Source organism: Vibrio satsumensis (genome assembly GCF_050337435.1).
Classification (GTDB): Bacteria; Pseudomonadota; Gammaproteobacteria; order Enterobacterales; family Vibrionaceae; genus Vibrio; species Vibrio satsumensis.
Genome location: NZ_JAKJSX010000010.1, coordinates 127,365 through 154,237, shown reverse-complemented (window position 1 = coordinate 154,237; position 26,873 = coordinate 127,365). Strand labels below are relative to the sequence as shown.

General features: G+C 45.3%; 20 protein-coding genes. 13 read left to right on the top strand and 7 right to left on the bottom strand.

Annotated features, from left to right (window positions below):
- The first annotated feature begins 155 nt into the window (after positions 1–155).
- From L4C44_RS14285 to L4C44_RS14275, 3 genes are all read left to right on the top strand, one after another.
- A complete protein-coding gene (locus tag L4C44_RS14285) occupies positions 156–1,787 on the top strand; it encodes a SulP family inorganic anion transporter (RefSeq protein WP_186728040.1) in 1,632 nt (543 codons plus the stop codon).
- Between the two features lie 320 nt (positions 1,788–2,107).
- Positions 2,108–3,025 carry an ABC transporter ATP-binding protein gene (locus L4C44_RS14280; protein ID WP_428805283.1) on the top strand — a complete coding sequence of 306 codons (918 nt, stop codon included), beginning with the start codon at positions 2,108–2,110 and terminating at the stop codon, positions 3,023–3,025.
- Position 3,026: 1 nt separating this feature from the next.
- On the top strand, positions 3,027–3,797 hold the full coding sequence (locus L4C44_RS14275; protein ID WP_239833496.1) for an ABC transporter permease: 771 nt from the start codon (positions 3,027–3,029) through the stop codon (positions 3,795–3,797).
- 104 nt (positions 3,798–3,901) lie between these two features.
- Here L4C44_RS14275 and panC read toward each other — a convergent pair whose 3' ends face one another.
- The 7 genes from panC to sfsA all read right to left on the bottom strand — a co-directional run bounded on the left by panC (position 3,902) and on the right by sfsA (position 10,001).
- Positions 3,902–4,792 (bottom strand): pantoate--beta-alanine ligase, encoded by an 891-nt coding sequence (gene panC / locus L4C44_RS14270; RefSeq protein ID WP_428805282.1) that lies wholly within the window; start codon positions 4,790–4,792, stop codon positions 3,902–3,904.
- Positions 4,793–4,800: 8 nt separating this feature from the next.
- Complete coding sequence (panB, locus tag L4C44_RS14265) at positions 4,801–5,595, bottom strand: 3-methyl-2-oxobutanoate hydroxymethyltransferase (RefSeq protein WP_372383839.1); 795 nt, start codon at positions 5,593–5,595, stop codon at positions 4,801–4,803.
- Positions 5,596–5,617: 22 nt separating this feature from the next.
- Complete coding sequence (gene folK / locus L4C44_RS14260; RefSeq protein WP_372383840.1) at positions 5,618–6,103, bottom strand: 2-amino-4-hydroxy-6-hydroxymethyldihydropteridine diphosphokinase; 486 nt, start codon at positions 6,101–6,103, stop codon at positions 5,618–5,620.
- A complete protein-coding gene (gene pcnB, locus L4C44_RS14255) occupies positions 6,100–7,455 on the bottom strand; it encodes a polynucleotide adenylyltransferase PcnB (protein ID WP_017059432.1) in 1,356 nt (451 codons plus the stop codon). The genes folK and pcnB overlap by 4 nt, the downstream gene beginning before the upstream one ends.
- 183 nt (positions 7,456–7,638) lie before the next feature.
- Positions 7,639–8,514, bottom strand: a complete 876-nt coding sequence (gene gluQRS, locus L4C44_RS14250) for a tRNA glutamyl-Q(34) synthetase GluQRS (protein ID WP_372383841.1) — start codon at positions 8,512–8,514, stop codon at positions 7,639–7,641.
- 179 nt (positions 8,515–8,693) lie between these two features.
- A complete protein-coding gene (dksA, locus tag L4C44_RS14245; RefSeq protein WP_004738189.1) occupies positions 8,694–9,140 on the bottom strand; it encodes an RNA polymerase-binding protein DksA in 447 nt (148 codons plus the stop codon).
- Between the two features lie 135 nt (positions 9,141–9,275).
- Positions 9,276–10,001, bottom strand: coding sequence for a DNA/RNA nuclease SfsA (sfsA, locus tag L4C44_RS14240; protein WP_327783530.1), 726 nt, complete (start codon positions 9,999–10,001; stop codon positions 9,276–9,278).
- 94 nt (positions 10,002–10,095) lie between these two features.
- Between sfsA and hrpB the strand changes: the two genes are divergently transcribed.
- The 10 genes from hrpB (at position 10,096) to L4C44_RS14190 (ending at position 26,843) form a co-directional block, all read left to right on the top strand.
- Entirely contained in the window at positions 10,096–12,534 is a 2,439-nt protein-coding gene (hrpB, locus tag L4C44_RS14235) for an ATP-dependent helicase HrpB (RefSeq protein ID WP_428805311.1), read from the top strand.
- Positions 12,531–14,930 (top strand): penicillin-binding protein 1B, encoded by a 2,400-nt coding sequence (gene mrcB / locus L4C44_RS14230; RefSeq protein WP_146490635.1) that lies wholly within the window; start codon positions 12,531–12,533, stop codon positions 14,928–14,930. The genes hrpB and mrcB overlap by 4 nt, the downstream gene beginning before the upstream one ends.
- Positions 14,931–14,968: 38 nt before the next feature.
- Positions 14,969–17,302: a patatin-like phospholipase family protein gene (locus tag L4C44_RS14225; RefSeq protein WP_428805281.1), complete on the top strand. Its 2,334-nt coding sequence runs from the start codon at positions 14,969–14,971 to the stop codon at positions 17,300–17,302.
- A 272-nt stretch (positions 17,303–17,574) separates the two neighbouring features.
- The gene (gene acnB, locus L4C44_RS14220) at positions 17,575–20,163 is read left to right on the top strand and encodes a bifunctional aconitate hydratase 2/2-methylisocitrate dehydratase (RefSeq protein ID WP_146490637.1); all 2,589 of its coding nucleotides are present in this window, start codon (positions 17,575–17,577) and stop codon (positions 20,161–20,163) included.
- 267 nt (positions 20,164–20,430) lie between these two features.
- The gene (locus tag L4C44_RS14215; protein ID WP_019824378.1) at positions 20,431–20,799 is read left to right on the top strand and encodes a YacL family protein; all 369 of its coding nucleotides are present in this window, start codon (positions 20,431–20,433) and stop codon (positions 20,797–20,799) included.
- A gap of 240 nt (positions 20,800–21,039) precedes the next feature.
- A complete protein-coding gene (gene glnK, locus L4C44_RS14210; protein ID WP_428805280.1) occupies positions 21,040–21,378 on the top strand; it encodes a P-II family nitrogen regulator in 339 nt (112 codons plus the stop codon).
- Between the two features lie 27 nt (positions 21,379–21,405).
- Complete coding sequence (locus L4C44_RS14205) at positions 21,406–22,635, top strand: ammonium transporter (RefSeq protein ID WP_146490638.1); 1,230 nt, start codon at positions 21,406–21,408, stop codon at positions 22,633–22,635.
- A 295-nt stretch (positions 22,636–22,930) separates the two neighbouring features.
- The gene (locus tag L4C44_RS14200) at positions 22,931–23,944 is read left to right on the top strand and encodes a Fe(3+) ABC transporter substrate-binding protein (protein WP_048658180.1); all 1,014 of its coding nucleotides are present in this window, start codon (positions 22,931–22,933) and stop codon (positions 23,942–23,944) included.
- Positions 23,945–24,189: 245 nt separating this feature from the next.
- On the top strand, positions 24,190–25,815 hold the full coding sequence (locus L4C44_RS14195) for an ABC transporter permease (protein WP_428805279.1): 1,626 nt from the start codon (positions 24,190–24,192) through the stop codon (positions 25,813–25,815).
- Complete coding sequence (locus L4C44_RS14190; RefSeq protein ID WP_428805278.1) at positions 25,815–26,843, top strand: ABC transporter ATP-binding protein; 1,029 nt, start codon at positions 25,815–25,817, stop codon at positions 26,841–26,843. The genes L4C44_RS14195 and L4C44_RS14190 overlap by 1 nt, the downstream gene beginning before the upstream one ends.
- Positions 26,844–26,873 lie beyond the last annotated feature (30 nt).

The window sequence follows — 26,873 nt, the reverse complement described above, 5'->3', positions numbered from 1 at the left end:
GCTATGATCCGGTTATAAGACATGAATAATGTGATTGAATTAACACTTTCTGAACACTTGATACATTTGTTAAAGTGATAAGGTTTGTCATTTCATCATCAGGAAGGTGTGTTTTGTTTGGAAGTCGTTTTACGGATATCAATCTCAAAGGGGATATGTTTGGCGGTGTCACTACAGCCATCATCTCGTTGCCTTTAGCATTGGCATTTGGTGTTGCTTCTGGCGCGGGCGCGGAAGCTGGCCTTTGGGGCGCCATCATGGTTGGCCTATTTGCGGCATTGTTTGGTGGCTCGAGCAGCCTGATTTCTGAGCCGACCGGCCCGATGACGGTGATCATGACGGCAGTCATGACCAGCATGGTGGCCAAGTATCCTGAAACCGGAATGGCAATGACCTTTACCGTGGTAATGATGGCTGGTGCTTTTCAGATATTACTCGGTACATTAAAGCTCGGAAAATACGTTACTTTGATGCCATATAGCGTGATCTCCGGGTTTATGTCGGGCATCGGCGTTATTCTAATTATTCTGCAGTTGTCCCCTTTATTAGGACATGCTGCACCTTCCGGTGGTGTGATGGGCACGCTCTCTGCGCTTCCAGATACACTAGCAAACCTAAAAGTGAGCGAACTGTTTTTAGGGGCATTGACGCTCGGTATTCTTTTCGGTTTTCCAGCTAAGTACCGTAAGTATGTGCCTGCTCAACTGGTCGCTTTGGTTGCAGTGACGCTCTTGTCAGTCATTATTTTTGATACTGACTCTATTCGCCGTATTGGTGAAATTCCAGCCGGTTTGCCTTCTCTCGTTATCCCTACGATCAACGCTGAGCAGTTTACTACCATGGTTATTGATGCCTTAGTACTGGGTACTCTTGGCTGTATTGATACGCTTCTGACCGCGGTTATCGGAGATTCACTGACTCGTAAAGAGCATGACTCAGACAAAGAACTTCGTGGCCAAGGTATTGCGAATATGATTTCTGGCTTGTTCGGCGCTTTGCCGGGCGCGGGCGCTACTATGGGGACGGTCACCAATATCCAAGTAGGTGCTCGTTCTCCACTATCAGGTGTTGTTCGTGCATTAGTTCTGGCGTTGGTGGTATTGGTCGCGGGTGGCTTAACCGAACCTATTCCTATGGCGGTGTTGGCAGGTATCGCGATGTATGTGGGCTTCAACATTCTCGATTGGAGCTTTATTCAGCGTGCGCACAAGGTGAGTTATGCGGGCATGGGCGTTATGTATGGCGTAATGTTGCTAACCGTATTCGTTGACCTGATTATTGCTGTTGGGCTGGGTGTCTTTATCTCGAATATTCTGATTATTGAAAGATTGAGCCGAGAGCAAGCCAGACAAGTTAAGGCGATCAGTGATGGCGATGATGAAGACGATATTCCACTCACTGATAGTGAACGTCAGCTGCTCGATAGCGCGAATGGTAAAGTTCTGTTCTTCTATCTTTCTGGGCCAATGATCTTCAGTGTTTCTAAGGCGATTTCACGCCAGCACTCGAGTATCTCTGACTATGAAGCGATGATTCTAGATTTAACGGACGTTCCGATGATTGATGTAACCGTTGGTCTAGCGCTGGAGAATGCCATTAAGGATGCTCTAGATGCGCAATGTGAGGTGTATTTGTTGTGTCCAAACGAGAATACGCGTCAGCAGCTTGAGAAGTTCCATGTGATTGACTTGGTTCCTGAGTCCAATACTTACCGATTCAGATACGAAGCCCTGACGGCCGCAACAAGCTATGTCGACAGAGATGAACATCAATTTGAGGCTGTTTAATTATTCAGTAATAAGGTGACATGAATGAGCTATAGACGCTCAATTCATGACTGATCATTAATGCCGCTAAGTGAATAACTTAGCGGCATTTTTATATTTATTGAACGCTGATTTGGTCTTCACTTAGCCAATATTCTTATTTGTTTTCGAAAGAAACTCTCACACGATATTTGTATTCATCGTTAATCAACGATAAACTTGTTTGCAAAATGGCCGAGTAAACAAGTTTGGGTTAGTTTTCTGCTAGCCGTTTTAAGCATTACTCTCTCCTCAAGCTCGGTCGTCGACATCTTATCTATAGCAAATGGCAGTCTATCTCTATGTATGCATTAGAAATTGAGCAATTAAGAAAAACTTATGCTGGGGGCTTCGAGGCTCTTAAGGGCGTTAGTTTACAAGTAGAAAAAGGCGACTTTTACGCACTACTTGGTCCAAATGGTGCGGGTAAATCAACCACAATTGGTGTTATCTCTTCACTGGTAAATAAAACTTCAGGCAAGGTTAAAGTGTTCGGTTACGACATTGATACCGATCTGGAGTTGGCGAAGCAGAACCTAGGCCTTGTGCCTCAAGAGTTCAACTTTAACCCGTTCGAAACCGTTGAACAGATCGTGTTGCAACAGGCGGGCTATTATGGCGTGCCAAAAGCATTGGCGAAAGAGCGAGCGAAAAAGTACCTATCTCAACTCGATTTGTGGGAAAAACGTGGTGAACGTGCGCGTAACTTGTCTGGTGGTATGAAGCGTCGTTTGATGATTGCGCGTGCATTGATGCATGAACCTCATTTGTTGATCCTTGATGAACCAACTGCGGGTGTCGATATTGAACTGCGTCGTTCAATGTGGGAATTCCTAAAAGAGATCAATGAGAAGCAGGACATTACCATTATCTTGACCACGCACTATCTAGAAGAAGCAGAAATGCTGTGTCGTAACATTGGCATCATCAATCGCGGTGAGTTGATTGAGAATACAACCATGAAAGCGCTGCTGGGCAAGTTGAGTGCTGAGACCTTTATTCTGGATCTGGAAGAGGGCGCGACAGAACCTAAGCTTGAAGGTGTGAATAGCCAAGTCATGCTTAATGGCTCGCTAGAAATCGAAATCGATAAGAACCTAGGTTTGAATACCATCTTTGCTCAATTGAGCGAGCAACAGGTTAAAGTCCTTTCTATGCGTAACAAAGCAAACCGTCTAGAAGAATTATTTGTGAGTATTGTCCGTGAGGGGAGTAAGTAATATGTACAGCCTATATTGGACAGCTTTCTGCAGTTTGTTGACCAAAGAGATCAATCGCTTTACTCGTATCTGGGTGCAAACGTTGGTTCCACCTGCGATTACCATGACGCTTTATTTCATTATCTTCGGTAATCTTATCGGTGCACGTATTGGTGAAATGAACGGCTTTAGCTACATGGAATACATTGTTCCTGGCCTGATCATGATGTCGGTGATCACCAATTCATATTCCAACGTTGCTTCTTCATTCTTTAGTGCTAAGTTCCAAAAGAACATTGAAGAGTTGCTTGTGGCACCTGTTCCTAATTACGTGATTATCGCTGGCTTCGTAATGGGGGGGGTGGTTCGTGGATTGTTAGTGGGTACCATAGTCACGTTTGTATCTTTGTTCTTTGTCGACCTACAAGTTGACCATTGGGGCGTGATCATTGCGACGGTATTTTTAACTTCAGTTGTGTTCGCTCTGGGTGGTTTGATTAACGCGGTGTTCGCACGCACGTTTGATGATATCTCGATCATTCCGACCTTCATCCTGACGCCGCTGACCTATCTTGGTGGTGTGTTCTACTCAATTAGCCTGTTGCCTGAGTTCTGGCAAGGTGTATCGAAGTTGAACCCTATCGTGTACATGGTTAACGCGTTCAGATATGGCTTCTTGGGTGTGTCTGATGTGGGTATTGTGACGTCGTTTGGTGTATTGGGTGTGTTTATCGTAGCGTTGTATGGTATTGCACACTACCTAGTGACTAAGGGTATCGGCTTACGTAGCTAATACGTAATTATCCAGGATTTATTAATGCTCCTGAATCGCAGGCAAAGAAAAAGGTCGATATATAATCGACCTTTTTTATGTTTTGCGTTAGGAGCAGAAACTGATTATTCAGTTACTTCTTCTTTCACTTCTTCTTTGGTTTCCGTGACCAAATCTAAAACTTGGTTGTCGATAAGGCGAGTCTTACCTAGGAAAGCCGACATTAGAATCACAGCTTGAGTTGATTCTGGAGTGATCGCTTGCAGCGTTTTCGCATCACAAATGAATATCTCATCTGGTTCAAGATCGGCAGCGCGTAGCTGGTCGGTTGCATCTTCAATCACTGATGTGTAGTCATCGCGACCACCACGAATAGCACTGCTGATCCAGCGCATAGTACGCGCTAGAACTGGCGCTCGTTGGCGCTCGTCAATCGTTAGGTTGCTATTGCGAGAGCTCATTGCTAAGCCATCCATTTCACGAACAGTCGCAACGCCCACAACTTTAATGTCTAACGCTAAGTCAGTGGTCATCTGGCGAATAACAGCAAGCTGCTGGAAGTCTTTTTTGCCGAAGCATGCAAAATCTGGCTGAACAATGTTAAACAGCTTGGTGACAATCGTCGCTACGCCACGGAAGTGACCTGGACGAGACGCACCTTCAAGCATGTGAGATATGCCTGGGACCTCAACAAACGTTTGTTTGTCTAATCCCTCTGGGTACATCACATCTGGCGTGGGTGTAAATACTAGCTCAACGCCTTCGCCTGTCAGTTTGCTTAAATCTGCTTCTAACGTTCGAGGGTAGTTGTTTAGGTCGTCGGCACGGTCAAACTGCATTGGGTTTACAAAGATACTTACCACAACAATGTCTGCCAGTTCACGAGCTTTCTTTACAAGAGTCAGGTGACCTTCATGCAGGTTTCCCATTGTCGGTACAAAAGCAACCGTACGTCCATCACGCTTAAACTGTTTAATCTGCTCACGAAGAGCCGCTATCTCAGCAAAAGTTTGCATACTTACTCCTAAGCGATTGTATGAGCTTCATCAGGGAAGCGCGCGCTCTCTACTTCTTCTTTGTATAGAGCTACTGCTTTACGCATATCACCTGTTTCTGCTAGGAAATTCTTAGAGAACTTCGGCATGTAGTTCGCAGAAATACCGAACATGTCATGCATAACCAAGATCTGACCATCGGTAACATTACCTGCGCCGATACCGATTACTGGCACGTGACAAGCTTCTGTAATTCGTTTTGCCAATGAAGCGGGTACACATTCAAGTAGAACGATTTGAGCACCTGCGTTTTGTAGCGCTAGTGCGTCAGCAACCATTTTATCTGCTTGATCGTCGTCGCGACCTTGAACCTTGTAACCACCAAAGATGTTCACAGATTGAGGCGTTAAGCCTAAGTGTGCACATACTGGCACTGCACGTTCTGTTAGCATCTTCACAGTATCAACCAACCAGCTTCCGCCTTCGATTTTTACCATGTTCGCGCCAGCACGCATCAAGGTAGCTGCGCTCTCACAAGCTTGCTCTGGTGTTGCGTAGCTCATGAAAGGCATGTCAGCCATAAGAAGACAGTTTGGGCTACCAGCACGCACTGAGCGAGTATGATAAGCAATGTCTTCAACGGTTACTGGTAATGTATCGTTATGGCCTTGTAAAACCATACCCAGTGAATCACCGACAAGCAGTACAGGCATCTCTTGGCTTTCGAATAATTGAGCAAAGCTCGCATCATAAGCTGTCGACGTCGCGAATTTACGGCCTTCACGTTTGCATTTGATCAGGTCGTTAATGGTTACTTTTTTCATTGGTTTTCCTTAATGCGCTTGGCTATTGTTGCCAAACATTGAGCCCGTTCTTATCTACTATTTTCAGTAGTTCTGTCAGCTCAGTCCCATCAGGGAGTTGTAAACTTGGTGCGATTTCAGCAAGCGGATAGAGTACGAACTCTCGTTCTTTCATTCCATAATGAGGAACGATTAAGCGCTCTGAATCGATCACCTCATTGCCGTATAACACAATGTCGAGATCCAAGGTTCTTGGACCCCAACGTTCGTCTTTACGGACGCGCCCTTGCTCTAACTCGATCTTTTGAGTGCAATCAAGTAGTTCAATTGGCGTTAATTCGGTCTGGATAGCGACTACCGCGTTGATGTAGTCCGGTTGATTTTGCGGCCCCATTGGAGTGCTACTATATAGCTGAGAGGTCGCAATAAACGTTGATCGCGGTAGGCTTTTTAGCGTTTCGATAGCCAAATTTGCTTGGCCAACTGGGTCGGCAAGGTTGCTGCCGACCGCAATGTAAGCAGTTATCATTCGGATTGCTTACTCTTTTTGTTTCGGTAAGTCTTACGGCGACGATGGCCTGACTTTGATGGTGCTGCAACGTCGTTAGCCATTGCTTGACGCATGTTGCGACCTGCAGTCTGATAACGCTCCCACCATTTTGCTAACTCTTTGGTTTCGCCACCTTCAATCTCACCACGCATTTCTAGGAAATCGTAGCCTGCACGGAACTTGTTGAGCTCCATAAGGCGAACAGCGCGTTTACCGTTGCGACGAGGCAGTCGAAGTTGCAGTTGCCAAACTTCGCGAATGGTTGCGGTGTGACGACGAGGAATAGCAATAGACTTTACTTGCTGATCTAGAATGATGTTACTCGCTTCCATGATCGCATCGTAGTGTGCCATACCCTGTTCAGCGACAAGTTTGTCTGCCAGCTTGTTCATTGGGTACCAAAGCATCGCTGCGAACATGAATGCTGGGTTTACTCGCTTACCATCTTCGATGCGAAGGTCGGTTGAATCGAGAACCAAATCAAGCATCTGCTCTGTGTGAGAGTCGTAATCTTCTGTGAAGTGCTCAGCTACCGCTGGGAACATCTGTTGGAATAGATTGTACTCGCGCATCAGGTGGTAGGTTTCTAAACCGTGACCTGATTGCAGCAATTTCAGAGACTCTTCGTAAAGGCGCGCTGCAGGGATATCTCTTAGGAGGTGAGCTAACTCTTCAATTGGGTCAGCTGTGTCTTCTTCAATATCGAAATCCAGTTTAGCGGCGAAGCGCATTGCACGTAGCATACGTACTGGGTCTTCGCGGTAACGTGTTTCTGGATCACCAATCAGGCGGATCAGTTTATCTTCTAAATCTTCTACACCACCCGCGTAATCGTGGATGCTGTAGTCTGCAATGTTGTAGTACATCGCGTTGATTGTGAAATCACGGCGTTCTGCATCTTCATCAACACTGCCGTACACGTTATCGCGCAGTAGCATGCCTTCTTTAGATTGTGCAGACACGTTTTTCGATGGTTCTTGGTGGTGACCACGGAAAGTTGCCACTTCAATGATGTCGCGACCAAACATGATATGTGCCAAGCGGAAACGGCGACCGATAAGGCGACAGTTTCTGAAGAGGTGTTTGATTTGCTCTGGCGTTGCGTTGGTCGCAATATCAAAATCTTTTGGCTGAGAGCCTAATAAGATATCGCGCACACCACCACCGACTAGAAATGCGTCAAAACCCGCACCATTCAGGCGATATAGCACTTTTAGTGCGTTGTCGCTGATCTGCTTGCGTGAAATATTGTGCTCTTGACGAGTATAAATATTCAGAGCTAATTCGTGGAATCCGCGTTGTTCGCTTGGGGTATTGTCGTTTGTATTCATTAGTTTAGAACAAAGTAGGTATCGCCAACTTTGTTTTTCTCTTAGTCCAAAGTGGTAGTGCAGAGTTTAATTGCGGCTAATAATAGCCTAGCGCGAGCCATTTGAGAACATCGTCTGCTTAACCACAGTGGTTGGTTATGGCATTTTTATGTGTCGTTTTTGCTATTTGCCGTGAGTTTCGAGCTAATTACAGTGCTCTTTTTGTAAACTATCAGGTAACTGACTGACGTTCCATTGCTGGCTGCCCCACAATAAAATCTCATCCATTGAAGCCTCACAAAGGGCTGTCGGGATATCAAAACCTAAGAATCGCATCGCGTTGAGTAACGTTGGTTTTGGATTGTCGATATCTATCGCGGTGGCATGGTTCTGTTTTGACAGTTTATTCCCCAAGCCATCGGTTGCCAATGGTAAGTGCAGGTAGCTGACTGTTTTTTGCTTGAGCGTCTTGTACAAACTGATTTGTCGACCTGTTGGCTCTATCAGGTCTGCGCCTCTTACAACTTCTGTTACTCCTTGTTCGATGTCATCTAGGACAACGGCCAAGTTATAGGCAAACAATCCATCTCTGCGTTTTATAATAAAATCTTCTTCAGCCAATGCTTTAGGGATTTGAATGGTGCCGTGGCGAACATCATCAAAGGACTCTACAGGAAAATCCATGCGCAAGCGCACCGCCTGTTCACCTGAATCGATTAAGCCTGCATCTCGACAGTGACCATTGTAAAAGCCACCCAAAGCCTTTATCTGCTTGCGGGTGCATTGGCAGTAGTAGGCTTGATTGTCAGCGACCCATTGATCGATTTGAGCTTGATACAAGCCATGACGCTGGCTTTGATAGACGACTTCGCCATCCCAAAATAGGTGGTAAGCCTCAAGTGTCTTAAGAATGAGGTCTGCAGCGCCGGCCATTTCTCGTGGAGGATCTAGGTCTTCCATACGAACTAACCATTTTCCTTGGTTAGATTTCGCTTGAAAGTAGCTACCAAGAGCAGCAACAAGTGAGCCAAAATGAAGAGGACCTGACGGTGATGGTGCAAAGCGCCCGATATAATTCATGAGTGAACAACCTAATCTAAATGGTACCGCAGTAGCCGATTCTTAAGACGTTTAACAAGAGCTTTAATGCGTAGAACTAAGGCTTAAAGCTGCTATTTACTATCAAGCGTGTGAAATACTTCGCTTGGATAACAAACAAAAAAGGGAGCCAAGGCTCCCTTTCTTTACATCTGCAAGAATTAACCTTGCATCTGTTTCTCTTTGATCTCTGCAAGTGTTTTACAGTCAATACAAAGATCAGCAGTTGGACGAGCTTCAAGGCGACGAATGCCAATCTCGATACCGCAAGAATCACAGAAGCCGAAATCGTCTTCTTCGATCTTGTCTAATGTCTTCTCAATTTTTTTGATAAGACGACGCTCACGGTCACGGTTACGTAACTCTAGGCTGAATTCTTCTTCTTGAGAAGCACGGTCAACTGGGTCTGGGAAATTCGCTGCTTCGTCCTGCATGTGGTGCACAGTACGATCAACTTCTTCCCTGAGCTGGTTGCGCCAAGCTGCTAAAATTTTTGTAAAATGTTCCGTTTGCTCAGGTGACATGTACTCTTCACCTGGCTTCTCTTGGTACGGTTCAACACCTGCGATGGCTAGGATGCCTAGCGCTTTTTTCTTAGATTCTGGCATACAGCATCTCCTATTTACACCTAGTCAACTGCAAAGCAGCTAATTTTAAGGCGGGTATCTATAGCAGAAAGAACGAATGGTGGCAAATACTCTTATTCAAACTTGCAATCAATGTGATTAGGTCAGCATCTTTGCTTAGCTATTGATAAATTCAACAGCTTGTTTTAGTTGTATTTGAGTACTGCTGAGCTCTGCTTTATAGCAAAGCACTTCAACTCCAGCGTCTTGTGCTTGTTTTAGTAATAACGAATATTTGGCGTCTATATGGTGTGCCGCAGACACTTTTTCAATACCTGAATGTAAAACAGTGAATAAAAGTACGGCTCTATTTCCAGATTCGACCATTTCTGTGAGTTCACGCAGATGTTTTTGGCCTCTGGTTGTGACCGCATCAGGGAAAAAGCCTTGCCCTTTAGTAGAGGTTTCTTGCTCGTCGAGCAAAGTGACGCTTTTTACTTCGATATAGCAAGGCGGCTTTTCGTTATCTTCAAGTAGAATATCAATGCGACTATTCTCACTGCCATATTTCACTTCGGTTCGTAACGCGTTATAACCTAAGAGTTCAACTATAGTCCCATTTTCAATTGCTTCCACTGCTAGCTGGTTTGCCCGCGCAGTATTTACACAAATACGATGACCTTTGTCTGTTTCTGAGATCTCCCAGCTGTTTGGGTACTTTCTTTTTGCATTATCAGATGTTGAGTACCAAACGGTGTTACCTGGGGTCGCACACCCTGTCATCGCTCCAGTGTTAGCACAGTGAATAGTACGCTCGCTGCCGTCAGGAAGTTTGATGTCAGTGAGAAAACGTTTATAGCGTTTGATAAGAGTCGCTGACTCTAATGGCGGATTGAAGTGCATATTACTTATTTAGACGAGTAGGTTTTTATGTACAATGTTGCCAACATTACACCACAAGGTTCTCCCATTGCCACAACTGCCCATAGAAGCTGTGATGCCAGATCTGCTCGCTGGCGTAGAAACACACACTCAACTTATTCTAAAGGCCGCTCCCGGTGCAGGTAAGTCAACATTCTTCCCTTTACAACTGGTTAAGACCAATGCCGTTCAAGGCAAAATTATCATGCTTGAACCTAGGCGTTTGGCGGCAAGAAATATTGCGACTTACTTGGCGAGCCAATTGGGAGAGAAGGTCGGGGAGAGCATAGGTTTTAGAGTTCGTGGTGAATCTAAAACCAGCAGTGCAACTCGCTTGGAGATCGTTACCGAAGGGATCATGACAAGAATGATCCAAACCGACCCTGAACTGACCGGGGTGGATATGGTGATCTTCGATGAATTCCACGAACGCAGCATTCATGCCGATACCGCTTTGGCGTTTAGTCTAGAGATCCAAGAGGCGCTACGTGATGATCTGAAAGTGGTTGTGATGTCGGCAACCTTAGATCAACAAGCGCTGCAGTCTTTATTGCCGAATGCCAAATATGTTGAATCTCAAGGTCGTACTTTTCCGGTCGACTTCCGTTATCAACCTCTCAGTACTAATGAATATTTAGCCCCTAAAATGGCTAATGTAATTCGCTCTTTGATGGAGAAGGAATCCGGTTCGTTATTAGCATTTTTACCAGGAGTGTCTGCGATTAAGCAGGTGGAGTCGCAATTAGAACAACTCTCTAGCGATATCGATGTGTGTCCTTTGTATGGGCAACTCAGCTTTCCTCAACAGCAGAAAGCGATCGCGCCATCAGAGAAAGGGCGTCGAAAGGTGGTGTTAGCCACCAATATTGCTGAGACTTCTTTGACGATTGAAGGTATTCGACTGGTGGTCGATTCCGGGCTTGAACGTGTGGCGAAGTTCGATCTGAAAACTGGTATTACTAAGCTTGAGCAAGTGAAAATCTCGCAATCTTCAGCTGAGCAACGAGCGGGTCGTGCGGGACGAATTGAAGAGGGCTTGTGCGTTCGTTTGTACAGCGAAACGCAGCTGATGCAGCAACCTGCTGTACCTGAGCCTGAAATTCTACATTCAGATCTCTCTTCGCTGGTGGCTGAATTGACGCAGTGGGGCGCTGCAAATGCAGACGAGTTGCAATGGCTAGATATTCCGCCACAAGCTTCAGTGGAACAAGCCAAGCAACTGCTGCAAAGCCTTGAGCTATTAGATAGTAATGGCCAATTTACGGCGCTAGGTAAGCAGGCCCAGCGTTTAGGCCTTGAACCACGTATCGTCAGCATGCTGATAAAAGCGCAACAAGGCAGCCCAGCATTGCTGAATGCTGCGATTGTCGCCGCCGCTTTACTTGAAGAGCCTGAACGCAACGTCACTGATATTCAGCATTCGTTGCACCGGCTTAAACAAAGAAAGCATTCGAAAAACAGCGTGGTGATGCAGCGAGCGAAAAGTCTCGCCAGCAAACTCAATCATCACGTAGATTTGTCACAACTTGACGAATCATTGTTACCATTAGTGCTTTGTTTTGCCTTCCCAGACCGGATTGCACAAGTGAGAAGCGCGACCAGCAGTGCTTTCCTTCTGGCGAATGGTCACGGCGCTGAGGTGCGTGATGATGATCCACTGGCGAATAACGATTACATCGTGGTGATTGATTTGATACGCAGCACAGGACGAGCCAGTCAGATTTTCTTGGCAACCGCCGTTGATATTGCGCAGTTAGAAGAAGCGTTTCCAAATCTCTTTGCCTGTTCGGATTATGCGGATTGGGATGAAAAGCGTGGTCGCTTAGTTGCCGAGCAGCGAGTCTCTTTGGGTAAACTGATTATCAGCACCAAAGCGTTACCAGAGCCGAGTGCGAATCAGGCGAGCCAAGCGCTACTCAATTATATCGCTCGATGTGGGCTTGATCATTTACATTGGACGCCTGCCGCGAAGCAGCTAGTTGAGCGCGTACGTTGCGCTCAGCTTTGGATGCCAGAACATGATTGGCCTGCGATGGATAATGCTAGCTTAATTGAACATCTAGATACTTGGTTATCACCGTATTTGAATGGCATAAAGTCAGCGAAAGGGTTGTCGAATGTTTCCATTGAACAAGCACTATCGGCTTACCTTGGTTGGCCGTTGAATCAAGAAATCGATCAATGGTTACCAACTCACTACGTGATGCCTACAGGTAGTAAAAAGGCGATTCGATACCAATATCAATCGGAGCCTGTGATCTCGGTGCGAATGCAAGAAGTCTTTGGTGAACAAGACTCACCATTGATAGCGCAAGGTCGTAAAAAGGTGGTGCTTGAGTTACTTTCTCCAGCGCAGCGACCACTGCAAATCACTCAAGATTTAGCTGGCTTTTGGGCTGGCGCGTACAAAGAAGTACAAAAAGAGATGAAAGGCCGTTACCCAAAACATCCTTGGCCCGATGATCCTGCTAACCATGTAGCAACCACTAAAACCAAACGACAGTTGAACCGATGATGACCAAAATGTTAACGCCAAAAAAGGCACCACCTAAAAAAGCGCCAGCAAAGAAGTCACCAGCGACCAAAGCCAAGCCTCGAAAACCGAGAGCCGCCGCGAAGAAGACCAAACCAAGAGCCAAAAAAACGGGTAACCGAGGTTGGTTGAAGATCCTTTGGGGCATTGCGTGGAAAGCGGGCTTAGCCTTGGCTGCGCTACTGCTGTTCGTCGGTATCTACCTAGATTCGGTGGTCAAGCAGCGCTTTGAAGGCCAATTGTTTGATTTGCCGACCGTTGTTTATGCTCGTGTGTTGGATTTGTCTCCGGGTACTCCGGTGAGTTTGACACAGGTTAAGAATGAACTGGATGTGCTTAATTACCGTAAGGTGAATGCGCCTCGTCACCCGGGCGAATACTCCTCTTCTTCAACCAAGATTGAAATGATTCGTCGTCCGTTCGAGTTTGTCGATGGACCGGAAGCGGATCGTCATGTGATGCTGCATTTCAATGGTAACGAGTTGACTCGCATTCAGTCGCTAGAGAAGAAAGGCGACATGGGCTACCTACGTGTTGAACCGAAAATGCTTGGTATGCTTGAGAAAAGTAACGATGAGCAGCGCCTGTTCTTAAAACGTAATCAATTCCCAGAAGTGATGGTTGATGCCTTATTAGCAACCGAAGACCGAAACTTCTATCAACATGACGGTGTGTCGCCACTGGCAATCGCTCGTGCAATGGTCGTTAACGTCAAAGCTGGGCGAACGGTACAGGGTGGTAGTACGCTGACACAACAGTTGGCAAAAAACCTGTTCTTGTCCAGTGAACGTACATTGTGGCGTAAGGTTCGTGAAGCTTACATTGCACTTATCTTGGACCATCGTTACAGCAAAGACCGTATCCTAGAGGCTTACTTAAATGAGGTTTACCTAGGGCAAAATGGTGGGCAAGCGATCCATGGCTTCGGTTTAGCGTCTCGCTTGTACTTCGGTCAGCCCATTCAAGAGCTCCGCATTGATCAACTAGCATTGCTGGTGGGTATGGTGAAAGGACCTTCGTATTACAATCCGGTTCGTTATCCTGAGCGTGCCAAGACTCGACGCGATTTGGTTCTTCGCTTATTGATGCAGCAAGACATATTAACTCCGCGACAATACGAAGAAGCGGCGAGTCGTGATTTGGATATTCAAGACAATCCACGTATTGCTAGCCGTCAGCCAGCTTACTTCCAACAAGTCAATATTGAGCTTAAGAAGTATGTCGGTGATCGATTTGAAGCGAAAAAAGGGATTCGAGTCTTCACCTCTCTGGATCCGGTTTCCCAAGACAAGTTAGAGAAGTCGATTGCACGCAAGGTGCCTGATTTATCGAAAACCGCAGGTAACAAACTGGAAGCAGCAGCTATTGCCGTAGATAGAAATACCGGTGAAATTCGAGCTATGGTTGGTGGTAAGCGTACTGGCTACGATGGCTTTAACCGTGCCTTGAACGCGAGTCGTCCTATTGGTTCTTTAGTTAAGCCTGCAATCTACTTAACCGCATTGGAACAACCTGACAAGTACACACTTGCGACAACATTGATGGATACGCCATTAAGCTTGAAAGGCAGCAAAGGAAGTGTGTGGAGCCCAAGAAACTTCGATCGTAAGTTCCGTGGAGATGTGCCCTTGTATGTGGCGCTTTCTAAGTCTTATAACGTACCTACGGTTCGTTTAGGTATGCAGTTAGGCATTGATAGCGTCTCCGATACGATTGGAAAACTGGGCGTCGATAAGAATGAAATTCGTCCAGTGCCATCGATGTTTTTGGGTTCGTTCTCACTGACTCCGTTCCAGGTGGCACAGATGTACCAAACCATCACCAACTCTGGCCGTATCGCACCTTTGTCTGCGCTTCGTTCGGTGGTTGATAATGATGGTGAGGTTCTGTATCAGTCGATTCCTCGTGTATCACAGAGCGTTGACCAGCAAGCGGCTTGGCTAACCACCTACGCGATGAAGCGTGGTGTGTCGGAAGGCACGGGGCGCTTCCTACAAGGTCAGTTTGCATGGGCTGGTTTAGCCGGTAAAACAGGCACCAGTAACGACAGCCGAGACAGTTGGTTTGTGGGTGTTGATGGCCGTGAAGTTACCACCATCTGGTTAGGGCGTGATGATAATAAGCCGACTAAACTAACGGGCTCCAGTGGCGCGTTACGTGTTTATGCCGATTATTTGAAACAGAGAACACCAGAGCAGTTAATATTGCCTTGGCCTAATGGAATTGCGACGGCAAGTTTTACTCGAACCGCTCAAGGGGCTTTAGAATTTGACTGTGATGGTGCCGTTAAATTGCCGGTTTGGGATGAAAGTGGAAAGATTAAAAAGAGCTGTGAAAGTCAACCAAAACAGTGGCTAAAGAAGCTTTTTCAGTGGTAAAGTCGTAACAGAAAAGAATGACAAGGATAGTGTAAAGAATGATTTCTCGTTGGATGGTGAGCGGCTTAGGCATTGTCGGTACTGTGATCAGTTTTCAGCTGTTTGCATCTACCGTGACACAGGTTGATCAACCTCAGAAGGCTGAACAAGCTCATAAAAGGCCAACCGTTGCTGTCGTTCTTGCTGGTGGTGGGGCCAAAGGTGCAGCTCACATTGGAGTGCTTAAAGCCCTAGAAGAAATGCAAATCCCGGTTGATTACATTACTGGTACTAGTATGGGCTCATACGTTGGTGGCCTTTATGCGACAGGGATGAGCGCAGACGAGATTGAGAGCTTTATTTATACAGTCGATTGGAATCGCGGTTATCGTGATCGTGTTAACCGTAGTGATCGCCGTGTACGTGACAAAGAATATGAAGACCGCTACCAACTGAACACTGACCTCGGTTTAGGTTGGGGCGAAATCAAAGCAAGTAAAGGGGTTGTGCAAGGTCAGAATATGTTGCGTATTCTGCGAGAGACCACAGGTAACCTATCTCCACTCGACTCTTTTGATCATCTTGCTATTCCATACCGTTCCGTCGCAACCGACATCATCGAACTTGAAGAGGTGGTCATCGACCATGGTCACCTTGTTGATGCCATGATGGCGAGTATGTCGGTACCCGGCGCGCTTCCCCCTTACTCTCTAGATGGTCGAATGCTGGTTGATGGCGGTGTCACCAATAATATGCCAGTCGACGTTGCCAGAGCGATGGGAGCGGACATTGTCATTGCGGTGGATATCAGTACCAATTACAAAGGCAAAGAAGACTTCACGAATTTTCTAGCGGCAGCTAACCAACTTTCTAATTATCTGGTCCAACGCAGCACTCAAGAGCAAGCTGAGACACTGACGGATGATGATGTTTTTTTACGCCCTGATGTTGGGCAAATGGAGACGACAGAATTCGATAAAATGCCGGGTGCCTACCAAGCCGGTTATGACGCAGCGATCCAGAACAGCTCTGAGCTTTCTAAGCTGTCACTCTCTAACGCAGACTATCAGAAGTATATCGATCATAAGCAGCAAGCTCGAAAGCAGCTGAAACATGGCGATAAGACTGTCGTCGATAGGGTTGTTATCAACAATAATACTCATTACACCGATAAGCTGATTGAGAACCGCTTGAACCTCGATTCTGGTGAGATTCTGAAGACCAGTGAAATTGAATCAAAAGTGCAAGATCTGTATGCCTTAGACCGATTTGAGTTGATCACCTATGAGTTCGAAAATGTCGATGGCGAAGATCAACTTCAGGTCGATGTGAACGAAAAATCTTGGGGGCCTAATTACCTCAATTTCCGTTTTTTCCTTGAAGATGACTTTTCAACAGAGAGCCAGTATTCGCTTGGTGTATCTGCTAATTTTACCGATATCAACTCACACGGTGCAGAACTAAGAACCAACGTTGAGATGGGTACAGATAAGCGTATAGAGGCTGAACTTTTTTCCCCATTCTTCTCAAGTCAAAAGCTATTCACGTCGGCATCTCTTGCTTATAGTAATCAACAAAGAAATTTACCCGTTGATATTGATGAGATCGAAGAGCCTACATTGGATGTAACTCAAAACTACTTTCCCATGTCTTATAAAGAGTATGTGGGTGAGTTAGCATTAGGTTATCAACCCACTTTGTGGCAAGAACTTAAATTTGGTGCTCGCTATACCGATGGTGATGTGGAGGTATCTTCGCTGCCTTATCTTGGTAATGGCGGGTACACTCGTATTGGCGGCTTCATTAGCTATCGACTCGATACATTAGATAACTTTAGTTTGCCGACCGAAGGTTATTTTGTCGATTTGGAGTACCTTGTCTCTCATGATGATTTTGAGAATGATTCGTCTATCGAAAATTCGGAATTAATCTCGGAGAGCGATACCGTCTATGAGTTTTCGGCTAATTTCATGGCGGCACAAAGTATTGAGAAGCATACTTTAGTCGCAAAGCTTGATTACGGTATCGTAGAAAGCAAAAACTCGGTTTTTCCTATCGATCCCAAAGAGCTCGGTGGTTTCCTAAACCTATCTGGTATTCCTAGGAATAGTATGATCGGTCAGAACTTAGCTTATACGAGTCTTATTTACCGCTATAAGTGGTTTGAAAATGACTTTGGTCTCTTTGAGTCACCATTCTATGTGGGTGCTTCCATTGAACATGGTGGTGTTTGGTCAAACAATGATTTAAGACTTGATGAAGCACCAATGTTCACCGCGGGCTCCGTTTTTGCGGGGGTCGATTCACCAATAGGACCGATCATTTTGGCTTATGGCCGAACCGAAGATAACTATGATTCGGTGTATTTGATTGTAGGTACTTCCTACAAATAATCATGCGTAGAGCTGCCATTTTACTGCGTAATTAGGCAAAAATAGTGGGACTTTCGTCTTAACTTGCTATGTTGGTCAAAATGATAAGATTTTAATTTAACGTTAAATTTGCTATTCTACCGCCCACAGTTTGGCCTCTATGACGCCGCTCATCAATACAAATTGAATGACAAAAATGGCAATGGAGAGCCAAGTTTCCAAGGATGTTCACTTCTTTATTTTACTAACAATTATGAAGGGAAGAAGTGAACCGCAATGAGAGGAAAAAAGTCGTGCTTGAAGCCTACCGTAAACACGTCGAAGAACGTGCTGCCGAAGGAGTTGTTCCAAAACCACTAGATGCTGAGCAGGTAGCTGGCCTAGTTGAACTTCTGAAGAATCCACCTCAAGGTGAAGAAGAAATCATTCTTGACCTACTAGAAAATCGCATTCCACCGGGTGTAGATGAAGCTGCTTACGTAAAAGCTGGCTTCCTTACGGCTATCACTAAAGGTGAAGTAGCTTCTCCACTAGTAAGTAAAGCAAAAGCTGCAGAATTGCTTGGTACTATGCAAGGCGGTTACAACATCGAATCTCTAGTATCTCTACTAGACGATGCTGAGCTTGCACCTATCGCTGTTAAAGCTCTGTCTCATACTCTACTGATGTTCGACGCGTTCTACGACGTAGAAGAGAAAGCGAAAGCAGGCAATGCTTCAGCGCAACAAGTACTTCAATCTTGGGCTGATGCCGAATGGTTTACAGCTAAAGATAAAGTAGCGGACAAGATCACCGTTAAAGTATTTAAAGTTACCGGTGAAACTAACACCGATGACCTATCTCCAGCACCTGATGCTTGGTCACGTCCTGATATCCCAGTACACGCGAAAGCGATGCTGAAGATGGAACGTGATGGCATTACTCCTGATGAACAGGGTAGCGTTGGTCCAATCAATCAAATTGAAGAAATGCAAAAAGATGGCATTCCACTGGCTTACGTTGGTGATGTTGTTGGTACTGGTTCTTCACGTAAATCGGCAACAAACTCAGTACTTTGGTTCATGGGGGAAGACATCCCATTCGTACCAAATAAGCGTACTGGCGGTGTTTGTCTTGGTGGTAAAATTGCACCGATCTTCTACAACACAATGGAAGACTCAGGCGCACTACCCATTGAACTGAACGTACAAGACATGAACATGGGCGATATCATTGATATCTACCCGTACGAAGGTGTTGTTCACAAGAACGGTTCTGTAATTTCAAACTTTGAGCTAAGCAAAGTACTTCTCGATGAAGTGCGTGCTGGTGGCCGTATTCCACTGATCATCGGTCGTGGTCTAACGGGTCGCGCTCGTGACGCTCTAGGCCTAGAAGAAACCGATCTGTTTGCTAAACCAATCGACCCATCTGCATCTGATAAAGGCTACACGTTAGCTCAGAAGATGGTTGGTAAAGCATGTGGCGTTGAAGGTGTGCGTGCTGGTCAGTACTGTGAACCTAAAATGACGACAGTCGGTTCTCAAGATACGACTGGTCCTATGACTCGTGATGAGCTTAAAGATCTGGCGTGTCTTGGTTTCTCTGCAGACCTAGTCATGCAGTCTTTCTGTCACACATCGGCATACCCGAAGCCGGTTGACGTAAACACGCACCACACGCTGCCTGATTTCATCATGAACCGTGCCGGTGTTTCACTACGCCCAGGTGATGGTGTTATCCACTCATGGCTAAACCGTATGCTTCTTCCTGATACTGTAGGTACAGGTGGTGACTCGCATACTCGTTTCCCTCTGGGTATTTCATTCCCTGCGGGCTCAGGCTTAGTAGCATTTGCTGCGGCAACGGGTGTAATGCCTCTTGATATGCCTGAATCTATCTTGGTTCGTTTTAAAGGCGAAATGCAGCCGGGTATCACGCTACGTGACCTAGTACATGCCATTCCTCTTTACGGTATCAAGCAAGGTCTACTAACGGTAGAAAAAGCAGGTAAGATCAACGAATTCTCTGGTCGTGTACTAGAAATTGAAGGTGTTGAACACCTATCTGTTGAGCAAGCGTTTGAGCTTTCTGATGCATCTGCTGAGCGTTCGGCAGCTGGCTGTACAGTGAAGCTTTCTGAAGAGTCTATCTCTGAATACCTGAACTCTAATATCGTTATGCTTAAGTGGATGATCGCTGAAGGCTACGGTGATGTTCGTACGATTGAGCGCCGTATCACGGCAATGGAAGAGTGGTTAGCGACCCCTGAATTGCTATCTGCTGACTCAGATGCTGAATACGCTCACGTTATCGAGATTGACCTTGCTGACATCGATCAGCCAATCCTATGTGCACCAAACGATCCAGATGATGCACGTCTTCTATCTGACGTTCAAGGTACTGAGATCCAAGAAGTGTTCATCGGCTCTTGTATGACGAACATCGGTCACTTCCGTGCTGCAGGTAAAATGCTTGAAGAGTTCAACGGCTCGCTAAGCACTCGTCTCTGGGTGGCTCCGCCAACTAAGATGGATAAAGACCAACTAACAGAAGAAGGCTACTACGGTATCTTCGGTCGTGCTGGGGTCCGTATCGAAACTCCGGGTTGTTCACTATGTATGGGTAACCAAGCGCGTGTTGCAGACAAGTCGACAGTAATGTCTACCTCTACTCGTAACTTCCCGAACCGTTTGGGTACTGGCGCGAATGTTTATCTAGCGTCTGCTGAGCTTTCTGCGGTAGGTGCGATTCTTGGTCGTATTCCAACGAAAGAAGAGTACCTAGAGTACGCTGATAAGATCAATGCAACGGCTGCAGATACATACCGTTACCTGAACTTCCATAAAATGGGTCAGTACACGGAGAAAGCCGATACGGTTATTTTCCAAGAACCAGCCTAGTTCCTCGTCATATTTGTAGCGGCAGCGTTGTTGACTGCGTACGTTCACCCTAATCACATAGAGCTTCTATGCTCATAGGGATGAACGTACTTGTCGCCTAGCTGCCACTCCAACTATTTAGAGGAACCCAAATGATAGAGCGTCTACTTCGGTAGGCGTTTTTTTATGTCTGAATGCTGGACGACGAGCGACTCGATCTCTTGATGACTTCGCTATATACTCTCGCCTCATTTTTAACCCTGTCTGCAGTCACTGCGTGGAGCCACTATGGAATTCGAATTTACAAGAAACACTTTGATGGGTGAGTACTACGTGAAATGCAGTATGGGGCATGAAATCGTTGGCCGTTGGTTACAAGAAGAGATTGGTAAAGATAAGCAGAAACTGGATCATGTGATGGCGCTTATTGAGCAGTCACGACAGGATCTGAGCAACGAAGTAACGTTACTTGGCAAAGAGATCAGCCTAGCGATTAATGAAGATGAAGTAACGATTCAAGAAAACGTGTTAGCGCATGAGCAAGAAATGGAAGAGGGCAGTGAGTTCGACTTCTATAACTGTGAAAGCCAAGCAAGCTGTGGAATCGATGACTTTGAACTACTCATCGAACGCTGGATGGATTTTTTAGGTTACTAGTTTCTAACACTTATCTGTTAGCCATTCTGAGCTTTGAAGGCTCCGTTGCCCAAAACTGGAGCAAGTAAGAGCATTACGCATTAAGATAGTGAAAAGGCCGCACCATATTGGTGCGGCCTTTTTCGTTTTTATAGTCCTATTATGTATATATTGTTTTAAATCAAGTGCTTAATGTTTTGGCACGCTACTTGGATTGTTATAAGAGAATTAACGGATTAAGTAAGAATTTAAGGAAAGAATATGAAATTAATAAATGCCATTGTTAAGCCATTCAAATTAGACGATGTACGCGAAGCGCTCTCTGATGTGGGTATTGAAGGTATGACTGTTTCTGAAGTGAAAGGCTTTGGTCGTCAGAAGGGACACACTGAATTGTATCGTGGTGCAGAGTACCAAGTGGACTTCCTACCAAAGGTGAAGCTAGAGATTGCTACCCAAGCTGAAAATGTTGACCGAGTTGTTGAAGCGATTAGCCAAGCGGCACATACCGGAAAAATCGGCGACGGCAAAATTTTTGTGTATGACCTAAGCCAAGCCGTACGAATCCGTACTGGTGAAATGGATGCTGATGCACTTTAAAGAATAACAAGGACTGGAGACTTTAATATGGAACTTACAACAACAGTAACGGAACTACGTTACGCACTAGACACTTTTTTCTTCCTCATTTCAGGTGCGTTGGTAATGTGGATGGCAGCAGGCTTCGCAATGTTAGAAGCTGGCCTAGTTCGTTCAAAGAACACCACTGAAATTTTAACTAAGAACATCTGCTTGTACGCAATTGCTTGTACAGCGTTCTTAGTGGTTGGTTACAACATCATGTATGTCGACAACGGCGAAGGCGGTTGGTTGCCATCATTCGGTACTCTGATTGGTACTCAAGGTGAAGGCGCAGACCACTCTCTAGAATCAGACTTCTTCTTCCAGGTAGTATTCGTTGCAACTGCAATGTCGGTGGTATCTGGTGCAGTTGCTGAGCGTATGAAACTTTGGTCGTTCCTTATCTTCTCGGTAGTACTAACAGCATTCATTTACCCAGTTGAAGGTTACTGGACTTGGGGCGGTGGTTTCCTATCAGAAGCGGGTTTCAGTGACTTTGCAGGTTCGGGTATTGTACATATGGCCGGTGCAGCAGCTGCATTAGCAGGTGTTCTACTACTTGGTGCTCGTAAAGGTAAATATGGTAAGAACGGTGAAATCTACCCGATTCCTGGTTCAAACATGCCGCTTGCAACACTAGGTACATTTATTCTTTGGTTTGGTTGGTTCGGTTTCAACGGTGGTTCTCAACTGATGGTTTCAGATTTCGAGAACGCGACAGCAGTGGGTCAAATCTTCCTTAACACCAACGCAGCAGCAGCAGCAGGCGCAATCGCAGCACTACTAGTATGTAAAACGACTTGGGGCAAAGCAGACCTAACAATGATTCTTAACGGTGCGTTAGCTGGCCTAGTAGCAATCACTGCAGACCCTTTATCTCCATCTCCTCTGTTCGCTGTGGCTATTGGTTCAGTGTCTGGTGCGCTAGTTGTGTTCAGCATCATCGCTTTAGATAAAGCTAAGATTGATGATCCAGTTGGTGCTATCTCAGTGCACGGTGTGTGTGGTTTCTTCGGTCTAATGGCAGTGCCACTGAGTAATACTGACGCAACGTTTAGTGCTCAACTATTGGGTGCTGCCGTAATCTTCGCATGGGTATTCGGTGCGAGCCTAGCGGTATGGGCAGTGCTTAAAGCAACAATCGGTATTCGTGTTAGTGAAGATGAAGAGCTAGAAGGTATGGACATGCACGATTGTGGTGTCGGCGCTTACCCAGAGTTTGTATCAGTAAAATAATCAATAGTATTTGTCTAATCTGAACGGGTTAGGCAGGACAAAGCAAACCCCATAGCCATTGGTTGTGGGGTTTTGTTATTAATGGTCGAGTAGTTTTGATTGATGTAGATAAACCGAGCTAGCCGGCAACTCTTCGCAAGAATAAGCGGTCACTTTGAAATGAATTGTTACAAAAGTGCGAGGCTGATGATGCAGAGCGAACAATTTTTTTGTCGGACATCATTGTAATTGTGTTACTGATGAATATAATAACGCAACTGATATAGATTATCATTTCGATATAAAGGATTTTACCATGAAAAAACTGCTAACACTTTCAGCTCTAGCGTGTAGTGTCATTGCCCCTGCTGCAATGGCTGCGGAAGAAGTGAACGTATACTCTTACCGTCAACCTTTCCTAGTTGAACCAATGTTCAAGGAATTCACAAAAGAGACTGGCATTAAAGTAAACGTTAAGTTTGCTAAAAAAGGTTTAGCAGAAAAGTTAGCTCAAGAAGGCGAATACAGCCCTGCAGACGTAGTGTTAACTGTAGACATCAGTCGTCTATCTGAGCTAACTAAACAAGGTTTAGTTCAGTCTGTTGAAAGCGAAGTTCTTGAAAAGAATATTCCTGCTCAATACCAAGATACAAACAATGAGTGGTTCGCTCTAACAACACGTACACGTAGCGTTTACTCTTCTCGTGACCGTGTTGGTCGTCTAGGGGAGGAGTTTACTTACGAAGATCTAACTAAGCCTGAATTTAAAGGCAAGATCTGTACGCGTAGCGGTAAGCACCCATACAATGTTTCTCTAGTATCTTCGATGATAGCTCACAAAGGTGAAGCTGAAACGAAAGAGTGGCTAGAAGGCGTAAAAGCTAACCTAGCACGCAAGCCTCAAGGCAACGATCGAGCACAAGTTAAAGCGATTAAAGAAGGCCTATGTGATGTTGCTCTTGGTAACAGCTACTACCTAGGCAAGATGGTTAACGATAAAGAGCAAAAAGCTTGGGCTGACGCTGTTTACATTAACTTCCCTAACCAAGAGACAACGGGTACTCACGTGAATATCTCTGGTATGGCAATGGCTAAATACTCTCCAAACGAAGAGAATGCCGTTAAGCTAATGGAATTCCTATCGGGTAACACAGCACAAAGCATGTACGCAGAAGTGAACTATGAATACCCAGTGAAAGCTGATGTTAAACCTTCTGAGCTTGTTGCTTCATGGGGTGAATTCAAAGCAGATACAATTTCTCTAGACCAAATTGCTGACCATCACGCAGCAGCAATCAAACTATTAGACGAAGTTAAGTTTGATCTTTAATTTATTACTGTAGGCTTCGGCCCAAGTAAAATGACAACCTCAAGTCACCATTTTTGGTCACTTGAGGTTGTTTGTTTTTGGAAAATCACTTTTTGATACAAAGCTAGCTGTTGATCCCTTGAGTTATGAGCATCTCACCTTGAAGTCGTTACAGTATATGGGTATAAATAACCCCACCATTAAAAGGATATGAGATGTATTTGCAAATGCATTTGTGTTTCATTAAGCCTCGTTGTAGTTAGGCGATGAAAGAAAAGAATTATTTATGGAACACCAGTAGCGGCGTCATTGCTGTCTTGCTGGTTTTACCGATCTTAGCGATTTTTACGACGGCTGTTGGAGAAACAGATGAGCTATTTTCTCATCTGATGTCCACAGTGATGCTCACCTATGCTTACAATACGGTGGTTTTAGTCATAGGAACCATGTTCCTGTCTTTGGTTTTTGGTATTTCGTCTGCTTGGATTATGGCAATGTGCCGTGTACCGGGCGAGCGGGTTTTGCAATGGGCGCTGGTACTGCCATTAGCAATGCCAGGCTATATTGTCGGGTATATTTTTACCGATTGGTTCGACTTTGCTGGCCCTGTTCAAGTTCTACTGCGAAATCTTACTGGTTGGGGACCTGGTGAGTATTGGTTCCCGGATATTAGAACCTTATCTGGTGCTATTATTGTTCTGTCTCTCGTTCTCTATCCTTATGTTTACTTGCTGTGCCGAGCGGCATTTATGGAGCAAAACGTCTCCTTACTGCAATCCGCTCGTTTGCTAAAATGCTCACCTTGGGAAAGTTTTCGTCGTATCTCGTTGCCACTTGTTCGCCCATCAATGGCCGTAGGTCTATCACTTGTTGCAATGGAAACCATTGGTGACTTTGGTACCGTGAGTTACTTTGCAGTCAACACCTTAACGACAGCGGTTTACGATACCTGGTTAGGTTACTCAAGTTTAACGGCTGCTGCGAAAATATCGGCAATTATGCTGGTTATCGTGATCCTACTGTTGAGTTCAGAGCGCTACAGTCGTCGTAAACAGAAACTGTTCCAGAATCAATTCAGCAGCCGTGAAGACTTTCGTTACGACCTGTCCGGTTGGAAGAAGTGGTTGGCACTATTTTGGTGCTGGGGATTAGTGTGCGTTGCATTCTTATTCCCTCTAGGCCAGTTGATGATCTATGCCTACAAATACTTTGCACAAAGTTGGACGCCTGAATTCAGAGAGTATGCGGTTAACAGCCTTTATGTGTCGGTGGTAGCGGCAATTATTGGTGTAATTGTAGCGATGATTGTTAACTTCAATCAACGTGTTAGCCCGAGTAAGAAAAATCAGGCTTATATGCGTCTCGCTTCGATGGGCTATGCCGTTCCAGGCACCGTGTTGGCTATTGGTGTGATGGTGCCTGTGCTGTTCATGGATCACTTAGTCAATGATATTGCGAAAGTGATGGAGTGGGGGCGCCCGGGGCTGATTTTCTCTGGCTCTATGTTTGCGCTTATTTTTGCGATGGTCGTGCGTTTCTCTGCCGTGGCGATTGGCAGTGTTGAAAGTAGCTTGAGTAAAATCTCTCCTTCATTGGATTTGGCTTCTAAAACTATGGGTTGCAATACCAACCAGATGTTACGTCGTGTTCATTTACCTTTGATTAAACGCGGTGCGTTGATCGCAGGTTTACTGGTGTTTATCGAATCAATGAAAGAGTTGAATGCGGCATTGCTGCTACGTCCTTTCAATTTCGAAACATTGGCGACTTACGTTTATAACTATGCCTCAGATGAGCACCTAGAATTGGCGGCAATGCCTGCTGTATTATTGGTGTTGGTGGGTTTAATTCCTCTGATCATCGTAAACCGTTCTTTGGAGCAGAAACACTAATGAGTTGTGCATTATCAATTAAAGATCTGACTTGTAAATATGAGTCGCAAACTATCTTGGAAGCGCTCTCGTTAGAAGTAGAGCATGGTGAAATTGTTTGTCTTCTTGGTGCTAGTGGCTGCGGAAAAACCACCTTACTTAAGGCGATTGCCGGTCTACTTCCATTGAGTAGCGGTGTAATGAGCCTGAACTGTCAAACTATCGATGACAGCGATAATTGGTTGCCACCTGAGCAACGAAACATAGGTATGATTTTCCAAGATTACGCCCTGTTTCCGCACTTGACGGTAAACCAGAATGTTGGCTTTGGCCTTAAAGAGCTCTCTGAGCAACAAAAGAAAGAGAAAGTTCAAGAGATGTTGGAACTGGTTCATTTAGATGAGTTCGGTGACCGATACCCACATCAACTTTCTGGTGGTCAACAACAGCGTGTTGCGATTGCCCGATCTTTGGCATACAAACCTGACTTACTGTTGTTAGATGAACCATTCTCGAACATCGATACTCAAGTTCGTCATGAGCTGATTTCTCAAATTCGTAAGATCTTTAAGAAGCAGGGTGTTACCGCTATTTTTGTGACTCATAGTCGCGAAGAGGCATTTGCTTTCGCAGATAAGATGGCTGTAATGAACCATGGTGTGATTGAACAGTATGGTTCGGCATCTGAGTTGTATTTCCACCCTTCGAGTAAGTTCGTTGCTGATTTCTTGGGTGGTGGCAGTTATCTGAATGCACAGCGTATTTCAGGAAATGAATTTGAAACAAGCTTAGGCGTGATAGAAGCTAAAGCACAAACTCAGATTGAAGTGGGATCGGAATGTTCGTTGTTACTAAGGCCACAGCAGATCCAAGCAAGTTATGAGCAAGACAGCGCTATTTCAGTGCTAGAACAGCAATTTATGGGCGACCACTGTCGCTATGTTATTGAAGCTCATGGTCAGAAGTTGTTGGCAACCTCATCAGAAGCGCTTGAAGTGGGTATGCCAGTAAACGTAAAAGTCGATACCAAAGGCGTGTTGGCTTTTTAAAGGGATACAACACGATACTAATCGTTACAA

What these genes read in the sequence shown, in the direction of transcription:
- sfsA (WP_327783530.1), bottom strand. Translation starts at nt 10,001, where the DNA reads ATGCACTTCAATCCGCCATTAGAGTCAGCGACTCTTATCAAACGCTAT.
- panC (WP_428805282.1), bottom strand. Translation starts at nt 4,792, where the DNA reads ATGCAAACTTTTGCTGAGATAGCGGCTCTTCGTGAGCAGATTAAACAG.
- L4C44_RS14200 (WP_048658180.1), top strand. Translation starts at nt 22,931, where the DNA reads ATGAAAAAACTGCTAACACTTTCAGCTCTAGCGTGTAGTGTCATTGCC.
- folK (WP_372383840.1), bottom strand. Translation starts at nt 6,103, where the DNA reads ATGATAACTGCTTACATTGCGGTCGGCAGCAACCTTGCCGACCCAGTT.
- L4C44_RS14280 (WP_428805283.1), top strand. Translation starts at nt 2,108, where the DNA reads ATGTATGCATTAGAAATTGAGCAATTAAGAAAAACTTATGCTGGGGGC.
- L4C44_RS14275 (WP_239833496.1), top strand. Translation starts at nt 3,027, where the DNA reads ATGTACAGCCTATATTGGACAGCTTTCTGCAGTTTGTTGACCAAAGAG.
- pcnB (WP_017059432.1), bottom strand. Translation starts at nt 7,455, where the DNA reads ATGAATACAAACGACAATACCCCAAGCGAACAACGCGGATTCCACGAA.
- panB (WP_372383839.1), bottom strand. Translation starts at nt 5,595, where the DNA reads ATGAAAAAAGTAACCATTAACGACCTGATCAAATGCAAACGTGAAGGC.
- glnK (WP_428805280.1), top strand. Translation starts at nt 21,040, where the DNA reads ATGAAATTAATAAATGCCATTGTTAAGCCATTCAAATTAGACGATGTA.
- gluQRS (WP_372383841.1), bottom strand. Translation starts at nt 8,514, where the DNA reads ATGAATTATATCGGGCGCTTTGCACCATCACCGTCAGGTCCTCTTCAT.
- L4C44_RS14190 (WP_428805278.1), top strand. Translation starts at nt 25,815, where the DNA reads ATGAGTTGTGCATTATCAATTAAAGATCTGACTTGTAAATATGAGTCG.
- hrpB (WP_428805311.1), top strand. Translation starts at nt 10,096, where the DNA reads ATGCCAGATCTGCTCGCTGGCGTAGAAACACACACTCAACTTATTCTA.
- L4C44_RS14225 (WP_428805281.1), top strand. Translation starts at nt 14,969, where the DNA reads ATGATTTCTCGTTGGATGGTGAGCGGCTTAGGCATTGTCGGTACTGTG.
- L4C44_RS14205 (WP_146490638.1), top strand. Translation starts at nt 21,406, where the DNA reads ATGGAACTTACAACAACAGTAACGGAACTACGTTACGCACTAGACACT.
- dksA (WP_004738189.1), bottom strand. Translation starts at nt 9,140, where the DNA reads ATGCCAGAATCTAAGAAAAAAGCGCTAGGCATCCTAGCCATCGCAGGT.
- mrcB (WP_146490635.1), top strand. Translation starts at nt 12,531, where the DNA reads ATGATGACCAAAATGTTAACGCCAAAAAAGGCACCACCTAAAAAAGCG.
- L4C44_RS14215 (WP_019824378.1), top strand. Translation starts at nt 20,431, where the DNA reads ATGGAATTCGAATTTACAAGAAACACTTTGATGGGTGAGTACTACGTG.
- L4C44_RS14285 (WP_186728040.1), top strand. Translation starts at nt 156, where the DNA reads ATGTTTGGCGGTGTCACTACAGCCATCATCTCGTTGCCTTTAGCATTG.
- L4C44_RS14195 (WP_428805279.1), top strand. Translation starts at nt 24,190, where the DNA reads ATGAAAGAAAAGAATTATTTATGGAACACCAGTAGCGGCGTCATTGCT.